The organism is Clostridium cylindrosporum DSM 605 (assembly GCF_001047375.1).
Classification (GTDB): Bacteria; Bacillota; Clostridia; order Clostridiales; family Caloramatoraceae; genus Clostridium_AB; species Clostridium_AB cylindrosporum.
On sequence record NZ_LFVU01000008.1, the window covers coordinates 19,868 to 36,552 of the forward strand.

General features: G+C 31.5%; 16 protein-coding genes, 1 tRNA gene and 1 rRNA gene. 2 read left to right on the plus strand and 16 right to left on the minus strand.

Going from position 1 to position 16,685, the window contains the following annotated elements; translation table 11 throughout:
• Positions 1 to 10: 10 nt before the first annotated feature.
• The 10 genes from pstB to mtnK all read right to left on the minus strand — a co-directional run bounded on the left by pstB (position 11) and on the right by mtnK (position 10,554).
• Complete coding sequence (gene pstB, locus CLCY_RS04810; RefSeq protein ID WP_048570006.1) at positions 11 to 766, minus strand: phosphate ABC transporter ATP-binding protein PstB; 756 nt, start codon at positions 764 to 766, stop codon at positions 11 to 13.
• Positions 767 to 784: 18 nt separating this feature from the next.
• Positions 785 to 1,657: a phosphate ABC transporter permease PstA gene (gene pstA, locus CLCY_RS04815; protein WP_242844938.1), complete on the minus strand. Its 873-nt coding sequence runs from the start codon at positions 1,655 to 1,657 to the stop codon at positions 785 to 787.
• The gene (gene pstC, locus CLCY_RS04820) at positions 1,657 to 2,562 is read right to left on the minus strand and encodes a phosphate ABC transporter permease subunit PstC (RefSeq protein ID WP_048570007.1); all 906 of its coding nucleotides are present in this window, start codon (positions 2,560 to 2,562) and stop codon (positions 1,657 to 1,659) included. Before pstC ends, pstA begins: the two co-directional genes overlap by 1 nt.
• Positions 2,563 to 2,620: 58 nt before the next feature.
• A complete protein-coding gene (locus tag CLCY_RS04825) occupies positions 2,621 to 3,547 on the minus strand; it encodes a PstS family phosphate ABC transporter substrate-binding protein (RefSeq protein ID WP_048570008.1) in 927 nt (308 codons plus the stop codon).
• 287 nt (positions 3,548 to 3,834) lie between these two features.
• A complete protein-coding gene (locus CLCY_RS04830) occupies positions 3,835 to 4,767 on the minus strand; it encodes a PstS family phosphate ABC transporter substrate-binding protein (protein ID WP_048570009.1) in 933 nt (310 codons plus the stop codon).
• 381 nt (positions 4,768 to 5,148) lie between these two features.
• On the minus strand, positions 5,149 to 6,294 hold the full coding sequence (locus CLCY_RS04835; RefSeq protein ID WP_048570010.1) for a RuBisCO large subunit C-terminal-like domain-containing protein: 1,146 nt from the start codon (positions 6,292 to 6,294) through the stop codon (positions 5,149 to 5,151).
• 17 nt (positions 6,295 to 6,311) lie between these two features.
• Positions 6,312 to 7,319 (minus strand): transketolase family protein, encoded by a 1,008-nt coding sequence (locus tag CLCY_RS04840; RefSeq protein ID WP_048570011.1) that lies wholly within the window; start codon positions 7,317 to 7,319, stop codon positions 6,312 to 6,314.
• A gap of 12 nt (positions 7,320 to 7,331) precedes the next feature.
• Positions 7,332 to 8,252 carry a transketolase gene (locus CLCY_RS04845; protein ID WP_048570026.1) on the minus strand — a complete coding sequence of 307 codons (921 nt, stop codon included), beginning with the start codon at positions 8,250 to 8,252 and terminating at the stop codon, positions 7,332 to 7,334.
• A gap of 4 nt (positions 8,253 to 8,256) precedes the next feature.
• A complete protein-coding gene (mtnA, locus tag CLCY_RS04850) occupies positions 8,257 to 9,324 on the minus strand; it encodes an S-methyl-5-thioribose-1-phosphate isomerase (RefSeq protein ID WP_048570012.1) in 1,068 nt (355 codons plus the stop codon).
• Positions 9,325 to 9,333: 9 nt separating this feature from the next.
• A complete protein-coding gene (gene mtnK / locus CLCY_RS04855) occupies positions 9,334 to 10,554 on the minus strand; it encodes an S-methyl-5-thioribose kinase (RefSeq protein WP_048570013.1) in 1,221 nt (406 codons plus the stop codon).
• Between the two features lie 282 nt (positions 10,555 to 10,836).
• Here mtnK and CLCY_RS13315 point away from each other — a divergent pair, with 282 nt between their 5' ends.
• Positions 10,837 to 11,103: a hypothetical protein gene (locus tag CLCY_RS13315; protein ID WP_053083267.1), complete on the plus strand. Its 267-nt coding sequence runs from the start codon at positions 10,837 to 10,839 to the stop codon at positions 11,101 to 11,103.
• 61 nt (positions 11,104 to 11,164) lie between these two features.
• Here CLCY_RS13315 and CLCY_RS04865 read toward each other — a convergent pair whose 3' ends face one another.
• From CLCY_RS04865 to CLCY_RS04875, 3 genes are read right to left on the minus strand one after another with little or no spacing between them, the layout of a single operon-like run.
• Positions 11,165 to 12,115, minus strand: coding sequence for an ABC transporter ATP-binding protein (locus CLCY_RS04865; protein WP_048570014.1), 951 nt, complete (start codon positions 12,113 to 12,115; stop codon positions 11,165 to 11,167).
• Positions 12,115 to 13,770, minus strand: coding sequence for an ABC transporter permease (locus tag CLCY_RS04870; protein WP_152668105.1), 1,656 nt, complete (start codon positions 13,768 to 13,770; stop codon positions 12,115 to 12,117). Before CLCY_RS04870 ends, CLCY_RS04865 begins: the two co-directional genes overlap by 1 nt.
• Positions 13,770 to 14,813: an ABC transporter substrate-binding protein gene (locus CLCY_RS04875; RefSeq protein ID WP_048570016.1), complete on the minus strand. Its 1,044-nt coding sequence runs from the start codon at positions 14,811 to 14,813 to the stop codon at positions 13,770 to 13,772. Before CLCY_RS04875 ends, CLCY_RS04870 begins: the two co-directional genes overlap by 1 nt.
• A gap of 183 nt (positions 14,814 to 14,996) precedes the next feature.
• On the opposite strand from CLCY_RS04875, the gene CLCY_RS04880 reads away from it, so the two are divergent.
• Positions 14,997 to 15,611 carry a DNA-3-methyladenine glycosylase gene (locus CLCY_RS04880; RefSeq protein WP_048570017.1) on the plus strand — a complete coding sequence of 205 codons (615 nt, stop codon included), beginning with the start codon at positions 14,997 to 14,999 and terminating at the stop codon, positions 15,609 to 15,611.
• A 48-nt stretch (positions 15,612 to 15,659) separates the two neighbouring features.
• Here the strand turns inward: CLCY_RS04880 and CLCY_RS04885 are convergent, their stop codons facing one another.
• The 3 genes from CLCY_RS04885 to rrf all read right to left on the minus strand — a co-directional run bounded on the left by CLCY_RS04885 (position 15,660) and on the right by rrf (position 16,590).
• Positions 15,660 to 16,160 (minus strand): DUF4362 domain-containing protein, encoded by a 501-nt coding sequence (locus CLCY_RS04885; RefSeq protein ID WP_082141717.1) that lies wholly within the window; start codon positions 16,158 to 16,160, stop codon positions 15,660 to 15,662.
• Positions 16,161 to 16,388: 228 nt separating this feature from the next.
• Positions 16,389 to 16,463 (minus strand) — tRNA-Asn (locus CLCY_RS04890).
• Between the two features lie 10 nt (positions 16,464 to 16,473).
• Positions 16,474 to 16,590, minus strand: a 5S ribosomal RNA gene (gene rrf, locus CLCY_RS04895).
• Between the last annotated feature and the right edge of the window lie 95 nt (positions 16,591 to 16,685).

The window sequence follows — 16,685 nt, forward strand, 5'->3', positions numbered from 1 at the left end:
CCCCCTTCTTCTAACCGAAACGACCTGTTATATAATCCTCTGTTCTCTTGTCTTTTGGGTTAGAGAAAATATTTTTTGTTATATCGTACTCTATAACCTCTCCATTAAGGAAAAATGCAGTATAATCTGAGATTCTAGCTGCTTGGTGCATAGAGTGGGTTACCATTATAATAGTGTACTCATCTTTTAAATCAAGAACTAGTTCTTCTATCTTATGAGTAGATATAGGGTCCAGTGCAGATGTAGGTTCATCCATTAGAATAACATCTGGCTGCATAGCTATTGCTCTTGCAATACAAAGTCTTTGTTGTTGTCCCCCTGAAAGTTCAAGAGCTGATTTATGAATCTTATCCTTAACTTCGTCATAAAGCGCAACAGACTTTAGAGTACTTTCAACTACTTCATCTAAAAGTTCTTTATCCTTAACCCCATTTTTCCTAAGACCGTAAACTATATTTTCATATATTGTTTTAGGAAATGGGTTTGGTCTTTGAAATACCATTCCTATGTTACGTCTAAGTTCAACTGAATCTACCTTCTCTGCGTATATATCTTCTCCATTAACCTCAATTTGTCCTTCTACCTTAATGCCATCAATAAAATCATTCATTCTATTTAAACTTCTTAAGAATGTTGATTTACCACAACCTGATGGCCCTATAAAAGCAGTAACCTTTTTTTCGTATATGTCCATATTTATATTTTTAAGCGCTTTATTATTTCCATAATAAAAATCCATGTTTTTTATTTTTATTTTAGCGTCCATAGTGCTCACCTTCTTACATTAATCCTTCATTTTGATTTGGTACTTGTTTCTTAGTACTATAGCTATTGAATTTACTAGTAGTAGCATAGCAAGAAGTACAATAATACCTGCTGCTGCAAGATGTTCAAACTCTGCCTTTGGCATTGAAGACCAGTTAAATATCTGGATTGGAAGAGCTGTAAACTGATCCATTGGATTAGTTGGTGCAAATGATATATATCCAACTGCTCCAACAACTATAAGTGGCGCAGCTTCTCCAAGAACTCTTGATATACCAAGGATTGTTCCCGTAAGAATCCCAGGAATAGAATATGGAAGAATAACACCTGTAACAGTTTGCCACTTAGTAGTTCCAAGTGCATATGATGCTTGCTTAAGTGATGATGGAACAGTTCTTAAGGCTTCCTGTGCAGCTAGGGTTATTATAGGAAGAACTAGTAGTGCCATAGTAAATGATGCTGCTAGTATACTTCTTCCCATTCCAAGTACTCTAACAAATATAGTAAGACCTAATATACCATATATAATTGATGGAACCCCTGCTAGGTTCGCAATATTTAGCTTTATAAATTCAGTAAATTTGCCTTCTTTTGCATATTCCTCAAGATAAATAGCCGTTCCAACACCAATAGGAAATGCTATTAAAGCTGTTAATACTATAATCCATAAACTACCTAGTAGTGCTGGGAATATACCTGCTCTCTTTGGAAGTATTGAAGGATAATTAGCAATAAACTTTCCGCTAAGCCATGGTAGTCCCTTAATAAGTACGTCAATTAAAAGAATAGCTAGCATTACTATACCAAACATGGTACAAGCGAATAAAATTCCATGGAATATTGAGTTTTTCATTTGTCTTTTCTTAATTCTTTGAATGTCTCTTTCTTCCACTATAGTGCCCTCCTATACTTTTTAACGATTCTTTTAGAAATAATGTTAAGTATTAAAGTTATAATAAATAATAGTGTTCCAACTGCATAAAGTGTTTTATGTGAAATAGAACCATAAGGAACATCTCCCATACTAACCTGTGCTATAAATCCCGTCATTGTTTGTATACTCTCTAGTGGATTTAGAGTAAGCTTTGGAGTTGAACCTGCTGCCATTGCAACAATCATTGTTTCTCCAATAGCTCTTGATATTGCAAGTATAAATGATGCTGCTATACTTGATATTGAAGCTGGCAGAACTATTTTTGTTGCAACTTCATATTTAGTAGAACCAAGTCCATAGGCCCCTTGTCTTAATGAATCTGGTACTGCCATCATAGCATCTTCACTTAATGATGAAACCATAGGTATAGTCATTATACCAACTGCAATTCCTGCGCTAAGTGCATTAAAAACGCTTATATCAGGAAATATTGCCTTTAAAATAGGAGTTATAGTAGTTACAGCAAAGTATCCATATACAATTGATGGTATACCCGCTAGTATTTCAAGAATTGGCTTAATTATCTTTCTAAGTTTAGCTGGAGCGTATTCACTTAAGTATATAGCTGCTCCAAGACCAATAGGAATAGAAATTAACGCTGCAAATATAACTATTAATAGTGTACCTGCTACTAATGGAAGAACTCCAAAATGTGCGTCATTAAATAAAGGTGTCCATTGTGTACCTGTTAAAAATTCTACTATAGACACTTCCTTAAAAAACCCAAAAGTCTCTTCTAATAGTGAAAAAATAATTCCTATGGTAATAAGTACAGATATTACCCCTAGTGCAAGCAATGAGGCCTTAACAACTTTTTCTTGTTTTTGTACCTTAGCTTTACTTGCGAATTTAATTTTTCTCATTTCAATCCTCCCTTTGCTAGGGCAGGGATAAAAGTACCAAGTTGTTAAATTTAGATTGTTACTTCCCTGCTAGTTCATTAACCTTCTTTAAAGCTTCTTCGTATTTTTTATCTTCTAATGGATAGTATCCAACCTCTGTTACAAACTCCTTAACTCTTGTCATGTAGTATGTTAAGTATTTGTGTACTTCTGGTCTTTCAAATGATTTCTTGTTTACATATATATATAAAGGTCTTGAAAGTGGTGAGTATGTCTTATCACTTATTGACTTAGCATTAAGTTCTACTCCATTTACTTTAAGTGCCTTTAACTTACTACTATTTTCTTCATAGAAGGCTGCTCCAAAATATCCTAATGCATATTTATCATTTGCTATTCCTTGCACTAAAACATTATCATCTTCACTTGCTGTAAAATCTGTTCTAATAGATTTGCTTTTTCCGTTTATAGCCTCAGTAAAGTAGTCAAATGTACCTGAATCTGTTCCTGGTCCATATAATTTAATTTCTTTTTTAGGCCATGCAGGATTAATATCACTCCACATTTTCACCTTAGAGTTTGGCTCCCATATTTTCTTAAGATCTTCTGTGGAAACATCATTTACCCAGTTATTTCCAGGGTTAACAACAACTGCTATACCATCGTATGCAATTTCAAACTCCTGCATTTCCACACCATTTTTCTTAGCCTTTTCAGCTTCTTCCTCTTTTATAGCCCTTGAGGCATCATTTATATCGATTTCATTAGCATAAAATTTCTTAAATCCTCCACCAGTACCTGATGTACCAACTGAAACTCTAACATCTCTATGCTCTTCATTAAAATATTCTGACACAACCTGACTTATAGGTGCTACTGTACTTGACCCGTCAATTTTTATTTTACCAGTTAAGCCTGATGAGGTATCTCCTTTACCACAACCTACAGCAGTTAGTGATGTAACAGCAATTACGGCTATCGCCACTAATCCCCTAAGTTTTTTCATATTTGGATATCTCCTTTCAATCCTCCGTAAATTTCGATACAATTTGATTATAGATTTTTGACTATGTATATTCTAGTCTATAAGGTTAATTAAATGTTAAATCCACTTAACATTTAAGCACTTTATTATAGTAATAAGAATTCTAGATTAATATTTTGTTAACTTAGTTTTCCTATAACTATAAAAAAATATTAAAAAAGAAGTTATTAATAATAAGCAAATTGTTACCTACTATATAATAACCTCTTTTTGATATATTTTGTAGTATTTATTTTTATAATAACAGTTTATTTTGTCGTTATTTCTTTAACTTTGTTAATTCCCTCTTGATACTTAGCGTCTTCTAGTGGGAAATATCCAACTGCGCTAACAAAATCCTTAACATTTTTCATGTAGAAATTTAAGAATTCTGCAACTTCTGGTCTCTTAGCTGCTGTTTTTGAAACATAGATGTATAATGGTCTTGAAAGTGGTGCATATGTCTTATCAGCTATAGTTTCCTTCTTTAGTTCTACACCATTAATCTTAAGAGCATTAAGTTTATTTGCATTTTCTTCATAGTATGCAGCCCCAAAATATCCCATAGCATATTTATCATTTGAAACACCTTGAACTAGAACGTTATCATCTTCACTTGCAGTAAAGTCTGTTCTTATAGCCTTAGCCTTACCATTTATAGCCTCAGTAAAGTACTCAAATGTACCTGAATCTGTTCCTGGACCATATAGCTTAATTGGTTCCTTTGGCCATGCAGGATTTACATCACTCCAAAGTTTAACCTTAGAATTTGGCTCCCAAATCTTCTTTAAGTCCTCTACTTTTATATCCTTTACCCAGTTATTTTCTTTACTAACAACTACTGCAATTCCGTCATATGCCACTTCAAGCTTTTCTGATTCTATTCCCTTAGCCTTAGCCTTTTCTTCTTCCTCTGGCTTAATAGCTCTTGAAGCATCGTTTATGTCTGTTTCCCCTGCAACATACTTTTTAAATCCGCCACCTGTTCCAGATATACCAATTGAAACCTTGATTCCAGGATATTCTCCATTAAAAGCTTCTGTTACAGCTTGAGTAATAGGGGCAACTGTACTTGACCCATCTACCTTAACTTGTCCAGTAATATCATTTTTCTTAGCCTCTTCCTTTTTTGTACAACCTACTGCACTTACTGCCATTACCGCAAGTAGCGTACCTACTACAATTCCCTTAAACTTTCCCATCATAAATCTCCTTTCAAAAATCAGAAAATCATTATTACAACTTCATTATAGAAATTAAGGGCCCCTACTTCTATCAATTCTAGGTTAACTTAAAATTAAGTACCCTTAACATTACATTACACATTATTAACATAATTAACATACTTAATTCATAAAATAAGGATGAATTTATTCTGGTCGTATACTAATACTTAGGTTAAAGGATTTATAAATAGCTTAAATTTAAAAATCATATGTTAACTAGTATAACAAAGCTATAACTCCATTAACTTCTAGTTAACCATTTTTTATGTTTAAAGTATTTATTAGTAAATTCTATACATAAAAAATAAAAATACTAAAGCCAAAAGGAAACATTTCCTATGACCTTAGTATTTTTTATTACTTAAATTCTTCAATAGCCTTTTTTAAATCTCTACAATTTTCTAAAAGACCTTTTTCACCTTGGAATAATCCCCCACCTATTAAAAGCATTGTGTCCTTACCGTAAAACTTTATAATTTCTTCTACTTTTCCTAGTGTCATTCCCCCTGCTGGAGATGGGAATATAGGCTTTATATTATAAAACTCCCTAGTACATCCATTTAAAATACTCTTGCACTCCTCTGTACTAAAGGAAAATCTACCACCATAGTTTGGGAATATGCTACAATCTGCTCCAGATAATCTTTGAATAAGTCCAAATATAGCACTATGTGATATTCCAAATTTATTCACTGCAAAACTTCCTATAAAGGCAGGATGGCTAAATATTGGTAAGTTTATTGAATCATCATTTGAAATTTCTCTTATTACATCAAATCCTGTAAGGATTGGACAAATTAAAACTCCACCAGCTCCAGCTTCCTTTGCCTCCTTAGCCCTTTTAATTACATTTCTATAGCTTCCAGTTATATTTGGTACATATATAGACTTATTTCCTGTTACCTTATTAGCTTTATTTACTGCCTCTGTGCATAGCTTAACTCTTTCACTAAATCTTGAAAAACTTTGGTCAGCTATACCATGGTCATCTTTAATAACGTCTACTCCTCCTAGCGCAAGGTCATATGCAATAGATGCAAGTTCCTCACTTGAAAGGCCAATAGGCTTTAATGCACTAAAAATAATAGGTCTATCAAAAACACCAATTATATCTCTAATTCCTTCTACCCCAAACCTTGGTCCAGAGAAATTGCTAAGAATAGTCCCAGATAGTTCTATATCTATAAGCTGTATGTTCTCTCTCATACTAATATTTCCAAAAAGAACATTTAGAAACTGTGTAAATTCCTCACCAACAATTTCAACTGCATAACTTATCTTTACCTTATAGCTTTCTTCATCATACCTTTGAACCTCTTCTATTTTACCTACTATAGATTCCTTAATATCCCCTAGTGGAAGACATTCATATGGAAACTCTACTGTTTGTTCTACAGTTATATCATTTGCAATAGAAAAAACTTCTTTTTCACTTCCAAATATTCTATATAAAACACTAAATCTTTCCCCGGAAAGATTTAAAAACTTATCACTAAAATACATAAATTCACCTCTAAAATTTAAAGTGCCTCTGGTTTAGCAAGGCTATGAACAGCTGCAACAAAGGCTTTTTCAAGGCTTTCCTCATCTATTCTAAACCTTTTACCTACAACCTTTTCAACTGCCTCTATTAAAGCAATAGCATCAAGTCCATATTCCTTCATTAAGTATGCTTTACTAGCTCCATGAAGAAAAACATCCTTAATTCCTATTTTATATAATCTTTTTCCTATACCTCTCTCAGCCATTGCATCTGCTATAATACTTCCAAGTCCACCTATTACAGAATGATTTTCCATTGTAATAACTCCATATTTTGATTTTTCTATAGCACTTAATAATTCCTCATCTTCAAATGGCTTTAAGGTTGTAACATGTACATGATGAATTGATAGTCCCTTTTCTTTTAAAGCACTTGTTGCACGTATAGCTTCTTCAGTACACACACCACTTGATGCTATAACAATATCACTACCTTCACTTATTACACGTGACTTTTTAAACTCAGTTGGCTTATTTTTATCAAATAATCTTGGTAGTTCTCCTCTTAGCATTCTAATGTAAACAGGTCCTTTAATCCCCTCGGTTATCTTTAATATACTTTCAACATCTGTTGCGTCCCCGCACTCTAAAATCGTCATATTAGGAAGGGACCTCATTACAGATATATCCTCAATAGCTTGATGAGTTGCTCCACCTGGCGTAGTTACCCCTGGAAGAAACCCAAACATTCTAACAGGAAGGTTCGGATATGCAACTGACATTGCAATTTGATCATAGGCTCTTCTATATATAAATACTCCAAATGTATGAATAAGTGGAATAAACCCTTCTCTTGCAAGACCTCCTGCAAAACTTAACATATTTTGTTCGGCAATACCCATTGAAAAAAATCTATCTGGATAAGCGTTTTTAAATTCTTCTATTTCAGTTGAGCTTGTTAAATCAGCTGATAAAACAACTGTATTTTCTTTATCCTTTGCCCACTCAACTAAATTCTTCGCATGTACCTTTGATAAAATTTCCATTTAAAATCCTCCTTAAATTTCTACTTTCTGCTTAAACTCTTGGTAAAAATCCTTGTACTCGTCCTTTTCACTTTGATCCTTAAATCTTAAATAGTGAAGTTTAGGCTTTCTCTTGTTTAAAAGAGGAATTTTATTTGTTGGATTTGTATCACAAAGTACAAATGTAGGTCTACCATCTGATGGAATTTCAGAGTACTTAACAAGCGCTTCTATGTTATGACCATCTACTCTAAACACACGAATACCAAATGACTCTAATCTTTTATCAAATGGTTCAATAGACATAACACTTTCTGTTGGACCATCACACTGATAACCATTTATATCAACATAAACTAATATATTATCTAATTTATGGTATCCTATAGTTTCTATAGCTTCATAAAACTGCCCTGATTGACATTCTCCATCTGACATGAAAATTACGACCTTACCTTTGTCTCCCTTTAGCTTTCTTCCCATTGCAATACCTGCTGCTTGGCTTATACCTTGTCCTAAAGAGCCTGTCATAATTTCCATTCCTGGAGAGTGTTCAGCACCTATCATCTCAACTACACTTCCATCTTTATTAAACTCTAAAAGTCCATCTTCATGCATTCTTCCTGCTTCAATAAGTGCTGCATATAAAACTAATGAATAATGGGTAGGTGATAGAAAAAACCTGTCATATACTTCATTTTTTATCCCGTTAAAGTTTTCACCTGTAAAATACTTTTTGTTATCGTTACTTGGAACACCAGGAAAGCTCTTTGGCATCATAGGTTTACGTATTTTTGATAAATTCATTATTTTAAGGTATAGTGAAGCAAATATTTCTGCTGAAGAGCATGCCTGACTTAAATACCCTCCATTATTTTTTATACTATGTTCTAAAACTCTTAACCTTATTCTATCTGCTACTTTAGCAATATCTTCTATATAGTCTTTTTTCATATTGTTATTTATCCCCTTCAAATAGTTTCTTAATCCCCTCATGGAAAGGAGGATATATTATTCCCTTTTCAGTAATTATAGCTGTTATAAGATTATTTGGAGTTACATCAAAACATGGATTATATGTTTTTACACCCTTTGGAGCAACTCTATTTTCATACCACTTTTCTGTTATCTCATCACCATTTCTAATTTCAATTTCTATATCATTTTCATCTTTACAGCTAATATCTATTGTTGAAATTGGTGCACATACATAAAAAGGTATATTAAAGTGTTTTGCTACTATTGCAAGTGGCATCGTACCTATTTTGTTTGCAGAATCTCCATTAAGTGCTACTCTGTCACATCCAACAAGTACAGCATTTACTTTCCCTTGATTCATAACTGTAGCCGCCATATTATCACATATTAAAGTTGTATCAACTCCAGATTCATGAAGCTCCCATGCAGTAAGTCTTGCCCCTTGAAGAAGTGGTCTTGTTTCATCAACAAATACCTTAAAGTTAACACCTCTCTCTAGTCCAAGAAAAATTGGTGCAAGTGCTGTTCCGTACTTTGCAGTTGCAATTCCACCAGGATTACAATGTGTAAGTAGTCCATATCCATCTTTTAAAAGAGTTAATGCATTCTCTCCTATTGCCTTACATACAGCCTCATCCTCTTCTCTAATTTGGTTTGCTTCATCTAAAAGAGCTAACTTAATTTCATCTACTTTTTTATCCTTTTCACTTATTAATCTATTTTCCATTCTCTTTAAAGCCCATGATAGATTAACAGCTGTAGGTCTTGATGATTCTATATAATCTTTATTTTTCTTAAATGCTTCATAAAGACTTTCAAAGTCACCAGCTTCTACAAGTTTTGTAAATAGATATACTCCATATGCAGCTGCAATACCTATTGCAGGAGCACCTCTTACTCTTAAGGAGTGGATCGCCTCGTATAAATCCTCTATTTTATCAACTTCAAGAAATACCTTTTCCCTTGGTAAAAGGGTTTGATCAAGTATTACAACTATATTTTTTTCATCATCTAAATAAACAGATTTGATGCCTTGTATATTTTCCATGTATCCTCCTTAGAACTGCTTTTCAACTTCATGAAGAGCATTTATAAAGTCCTCTTCCCCTTTGAAATTATCTCTTTCTAAGATAAATCTTTTTCCAAGTGTTAAAAGAAACTTCTCAGCTTCAGCCCTTTTATCATTATCTAAAATTACAGTAATATCCTTAACCTTTGCAATTCCAACTATTCTTCTAATAATCTCAGTCCCAGCTACTCCAAATGAGTCACTTAATATAGAATTTAGATAATATTCTTTAAATCCATCTACCTTCGCTGAAGTTTCAGTTATAAATTCATCCCATTTTTCACTAAACTTTAATTTAAATTTATATATAATATCCTTTACTAAACTCTCTATATAAATCTTATAGTCTTCATTTTCCCCTATATTATCAATAGTCTTATCTGCATTTTGGTAAGCAAATAATAAATTAGCTATAACATTTCCCAAATCATAACCAATTGGTCCGTAGAATCCAAATTCCGGATCAATAACCTTTATACTTCCCTCTTTTACAAAAATAGAACCTGTATGCAAATCTCCATGTATTAACGCTTGTCCCTTAGTTAAGAAATCAAACTTTAACTTTGATATCTCAAGAAGTAGTCTTTTATCTCCCCAGATTTCCTCTTTAACAAACTCTAACATAGGAGGGAAAACAAAGCTTTCATCCTCTACAAATGGATATGTATATACATAGTTTTCTGTTATTTCACAAAGATCTGGATTTATAAACTTTCCTTGAAGTTCTTTTTTCTCCTTTGAGTCTAATACAACATCACTAGTTAATAAAAGAGTATTAACTAAAAAATCTGTAATATTATCAGAAAAATTATTAAACCTCTTATGGCTTACAAGTTCCCCTCTTAGTATATTATAGTCTGATAAGTCTTCCATGATAATAAGATTCATAATATTATCGTAGCCATAAACCTCTGGTACAAGACCCTTTGCGTACTTATTTTGAATACTTAACATTTCATACTCTATTCTATTTCTATCAACTGAAACCTTAATATCACTTGATATTCTAGCCTCTGGAGTTGATTGTTTTATAATTATAGACTTTTTAGTATTAGTATCTACAACCCTATAAACATAATTTAAATTTCCGTCCCCAATTTCAGTTGATATTAAACTACTCTCTTCAGTGAAATAATCAAGCTTAACTTTAACATAATCTATAACACTTTTTTCATTTAATATCTCATAGACCTTAAATCTTTCACCCATATATGTTCCCCCTAAACAAATATTATATAATACCTACTCTATTTATAGGAATTATATGATATATAGGTTTTGGTGTCAATAATTACAAAATAAAATATTTCATAATTCCCTATAAATCTTGTAGTTTAAAAGAATCTATATACAAATTCTCTTAAATGCCAATATAAACCACAATCTAAAACCCTACCTTTATTATAGGAATGAATAAAAAGATCGTTATTTATCACATTTAAAAGGAAAATCACTTTTTTTATCGAATTTATGTAAGTTGGAGGTGATTATGTGAATAGATTAAAATCAATTATAGCTTCGTTATTATTATCTTTTATAATTTTAACTGGAAGTAGTTTTGGAACTTCATTAGCTGAAACTAATAAAGTTGCTTATGCTGCTTCAAAAACAAAAAAGACTGCTATTGTGTACATAACTAACACTGGACACAAATATCACAGGGATAGTTGCAGATATTTAAGTCATAGCAAAATTTCTATTGATAAAAGCAAGGCAATTAAGTCTGGATATACAGCATGTAAAGTATGTAGACCATAATTAGCACAAAAGTTCTAGAATTATTAACAATTCTAGAACTTTATAATATAAGTTAGTATTATTAAATGACCACTTTAACACACTCTTCTATACAAAATTCATCTTTTTCATCCAATTCTCTAACTGTTAAAACTTCCTTATTCTCTAATTCTACTTCATACTGTATATAAAAACCCATAAATACCTTTTTTCTAACTATTCCATTCAAAACTGCTTTTCCAACTATATTCTTCTCACTAATACTAATTAATCTAATTTTCTCTGGTCTTATATTGATCTCTTTATCTTTAATAGCAATGCTATTACATTCACCTAGAAAATTTCTGACAAAATTATTACTTGGGTTTTCATATATTTCTCTAGGACTTCCTATTTGCTGTATACACCCCATATTCATTACAGCTATTTTATCTGATATTGAAAGTGCTTCATCCTGGTCATGGGTTACAAATATCATTGTTGTATTAAATCTTTTTCCTATCTCCTTTACTTCACTTCTCATTTTAACTCTTAGATTAACATCTAAACTACTTAATGCTTCATCAAGAAGGAGCACCTTAGGATTTAATATTAGGCTTCTAGCAAGAGCAACTCTTTGCTTTTGTCCACCACTTAAAGTTGAAGGATAGGAATTTCTCTCTTCAATTAGTCCTATCAAACTTAAATACTCCTCACCTTTCTTAAGTGCTTCTCTCTTTGAATATCCTTTAAATTTAAGACCATATACTATATTATCTATTACCTTCATATGAGGAAACAAGGCGAATGATTGGAAAACAGTTGAAACTTCTCTCTTTTCAGGTGGAAGAGTTGTAATATCCTCTCCATCAAGTATTATACTTCCTGAATACGGATGTAAAAATCCACCTATCATCTTTAAAACTGTTGTTTTTCCACATCCCGATGGTCCAAGAATAGATAATATTTCACCTTTATTAATATTAAGATTAAAGTCTTTAACAACATATTTTTCTCCAAATCTTTTAGAGATATTGTTTATTATTAACTGCATTATCCCACCTTCTTTCTTGATATAAACGATGTAAATATAGTATTAATGCTTAGGGTTATTAGTATTATGATAACCGCTATCATAGAGGCTACACCATATTCACCACTATTTATTGCATCAAATAGCTTTACGGTTGCAACCTCTTTTCCTGGATATATCAAAAATATTATGGCACCTATGGTTGTCATAGTAGATATAAAATTATTAACAAAGCCTATTAAAAATGCCTCCCTAGCATTTGGAAGTATAATATCCTTGATTACATGGAATTTACTTGCACCAATATCCCTTGCAGCGTGTTCAACGTCTATACTTATTTGACTTAATACAGCACTTGATATTTTTGTTGTTAATGGAATTTGCTTAAATATACAATTAATAACTACTATAAAAGCTGTTCCTGTTAGAGGAAATGGAAAACTGTTAAAGGCTAATATATATGATATTCCAAAGAAAGTCCCCGGTAATATATATGGAAGGGTTGTTATAAAATCGATACTCCTTCCCCCTATTATCCTTCTTCTATCTATATAGTATGAAATTATAATTCCAAGCAAGCTACCAAATATCCCAGCTATAAAAGCATATGTTATACTTCTTATAAAACTATCCATACTATATTCCCTAATATACTTAATATACTCTGTTGTAAATATAAGATTCCCTCTTGAAAATTTAGATATAGAGGATAGGAATATACATCCGTACTGTAGTAAACTTATAGCTATAAATCCTATAGTAAATACTGAAAGTAAAGATTTTAATCCTCCCCTAGGTAATAATTTAAAATCATCATTATTTTCTAATTCATTATCCTTAGATAACTGATTTAATCTTCTCATATTCCTTCTATATGGTATAAAAATTATAATTGCAGGTAGCACTAGAAGAAAATTCATTGCTGCTGCATTACTGAAATTAGCATATCCAATTATCTCCATATATATTTCAGTAGCTATGGTCTCAAAACTCCCACCTATAATTGTTACTGTTCCAAAGTCCGCAAGACTTCTTACAAATGTAAGAAGAAATGATACAATTATTCCTGGTTTTATAAGAGGTAGTAGCACACTTATAATTGCTTTATTTTCACTTGAACCAAGGTCCAGTGATGCCTTTAAAAGTCTTTTGTCAACTTTCTCTATAACCCCAAGTATCATAAGTGCGCTTAATGGAATAAATCCTATTACCTGCATTATTATTACTCCATGAATTCCATAAGGATCATAGTTTATTCCTAGAAAATGATATGTTATATATCCTCTTCTACCAAATAACTGTATATATGCAAGTGATGCTACAAAGGGTGGTGATATCATAGATAACATCAAAATAATCTTACCTAGCTTATTTATAATAGAAGAAAAGCTATGTATTCTTAAAGCTATGATTAAAGAGAGTATCGTTGATATAGCCCCTGATAAAGTAGCTACAAATATACTATTAAATAGTAACCTTTTATTTTTTTCTATTATGTTTTCATATAATTTAAAGGAGATACTAGTATCAACTTTTATACTTTGAATCATTAAACATATAATAGGATATAAAATAAATATTATACAAAGGATTAAAACTATACTAATTAATCCTTTATCCAAAAGATTATAAAAAGAGGTATCTAATTTAGATACCTTCTTAAACTTTGATTTCATTATTCTCCAGCCTTACTTCCTATTAGATCCTTCCATTTAGCTAGTATAGCCTCTCTTTGCTCACCAAATAGCTTAAGGTCTACTTTAAGTAACTTTTCCTTATCAAAATCAAGTTGAACCCCAGTAAGAGATGGCATAACAAGCTTTAATGTATTCTTCTTATCTATATTAACAAGCTCTTTTAAATTTTCATCTTTATATAACCACTCTATGAATTTCTTAGCCCCTGCTTCATTAGTTGAATCCTTAAATACTGCAACTCCATCTGGTATCCATGGCATACCATCCTGTGGATATATTATCCTTAATCCCTTTTCCTCTATCATCTTATCTAAAGTTTTATCTATATATGTAATTCCTATAGCAAACTCCCCTTCAGATACCTTAAGTGCTGGATCTTTTCCTCTTTTACTATAGAATTTAATATTCTTATTTAAATCTTCAAAGTATTTCCATCCAGCATCATTACCTTTACTTTGAAGTATAGAATTTATAACAGCATAATTTGTTCCTGATATTGCTGGATTTGACATTATAATAAGATCCTTATACTCAGCCTTCTTTAAATCATCCCAAGTTTTTGGCTCTGGAATATTTTTTTCCTTTAGTAATGTAGGATTAACTATAAACCCAACAACGGTAACACCCTTACTAAACCATTGATTATCTACATCTTTAAACTCTGCATCAATTTTACTTGCAGAGTCAAAACTAACTGTAGCTAATAATCCCTCTTTTTTAGCAGACATAAATGAGTCAATTCCTCCACCAAACCAAAGATCTGCCATCTTACTTTTTCCCTCTGCCTTAACTCTTGAAAGAACTTCACCTGATGACATTGATAAAACTTCTGTTTTTATCCCTGTCTCCTTTGTAAACTTATCAAATAATGTTTTATAATCCTCAGAAGTAGCAACAACCTTTATCGTATTTCCCTTAACACTTCCCTCTTTAGCCTTATTTTCTTCCTTATTACAGGCTACAAATGAAAGCATAAAAACTAGCATAAATGATGCTAATAAAATCTTTTTAAATAGTTTCATTTTATCCCTCCTAAAATATTCATACCATTAAATATTATCATAAATTACGACTATTTTATACCATTTTATACATTTTATCCTATTAATAGATATTATATCAAATTATTGTCCCTATAATATAACTTGTATATTTACAATTAAAAATTATAATACTAATTATTAACTATTATTAAGGAGAGTATCATGAAAAAACTAAGCAGAGATTTTTACCTTCAGGATACATTAAGCGTATCTAAAAACCTTCTAGGCAAGAACCTCGTTCATATTGTTAATGGTAAACCAAGAATAGGTAAAATAGTTGAAACTGAAGCATATATAGGATCAATGGATAAAGCTTGTCATGCTTATAACTATAAAAAAACACCTAGAACTGAAACTATTTTTAATATAGGTGGCACATCCTATGTATACCTTATTTACGGTATGTATCACTGTATGAATGTTGTAAGTGAAAAAGTTAATGAACCCTGTGCAATTCTCATTCGAGCTCTTGAACCTTTAACTGGACTTGATGATATGGCATTTGATCGATATGGAGTCTTATACGAAAACCTCACAAAAAAACAAGTCCTTAATTTATCTAATGGACCTGGTAAGCTATGTATAGCCATGGGTATTAATAAAGAGCAGAATGCTAAAGACCTATTATCAGAGGATTTTTATATAACTGAAAATGAAGATATATCTATTGAAAATATTGTTATTTCTAAGAGAATTAATATTGACTATGCTGAAGAGGCTAAAGACTTCCCTTGGAGATTTTATATTAAAGATAATAAATTTATTTCTAAAAAGTAATCCCAATAGCCTTTATATAAGCTATTGGGACTTTTCCCTAATAGAATTTTATTTTTTAAAATAAGCAATATCAAAACTTTCTCCATTTAAAAGATTAGCTACATATACTGTGCCTTCATCCTTAATTTGCTTTACTATTTCAGCTACATCATAAGTATTAACTTCTTTTTGATTACTTAATGCCTCTTTATTTCTTGTATTATCTGTTATTAATTTTATCATTTGGCCATCATAGTATAGCTGTTCTATTAATGCATCTCCTTCATTTGTATAGGATACAATCTGTACCTTATCAAGTCTTTTTTCCTTTATACTCTGCAAAAACTTATCAAGTTTTTGCTTATTATATATTTGGGTATTAACTATAACAACATCCCCTTTAGACTTTGCCATCTCTGGAGTATAGTTATCAGGAATGGTTTTAGTATCAGTGTATACTATTTTTTCTGGACTTGATAAGTTATTTTTCTTACTACTAAAAATCTGAAATCCCCATATCAATGTAGACATGGTAAAAATAATTACTATAGGGTACACGAACTTTTTCATAATATTTTATAATAATCTTAAATACATAAATGTATATTTTAGACTATTATTTCTATCCTCCTTTTATAATTAATTTTAACAAAACTATATCTTAGGATATAATCAAGCTTTTATATACTCTTATAGCTTATATTATTACCATATTTTATAACTTATATAATTAAATACAAAAAATAAAAAATGCAACCTTAAATTAAGATTGCATTTAATATCGTCAAAAAATAAAAATGGCTCCGCGGAGAGGACTCGAACCTCCAACCTATCGGTTAACAGCCGAGTGCTCCACCATTGAGCTACCGCGGAACATTTTTAAACCAAGCGACTTCCTACCCTCCCAGTCCGTCTCCAGACTAGTACTATCGGCGTTAGAGAGCTTAACCTTCGTGTTCGGAATGGGAACGGGTGTATCCTCTCTGCCATCATCACTTGATGCATTTCAAAGATAGTTCTTTGAAAACTGCACAGCATTCTTTTGAACTTAATCAAGATTAAGCCCTCGATCTATTAGTATCAGTCAGCTACACA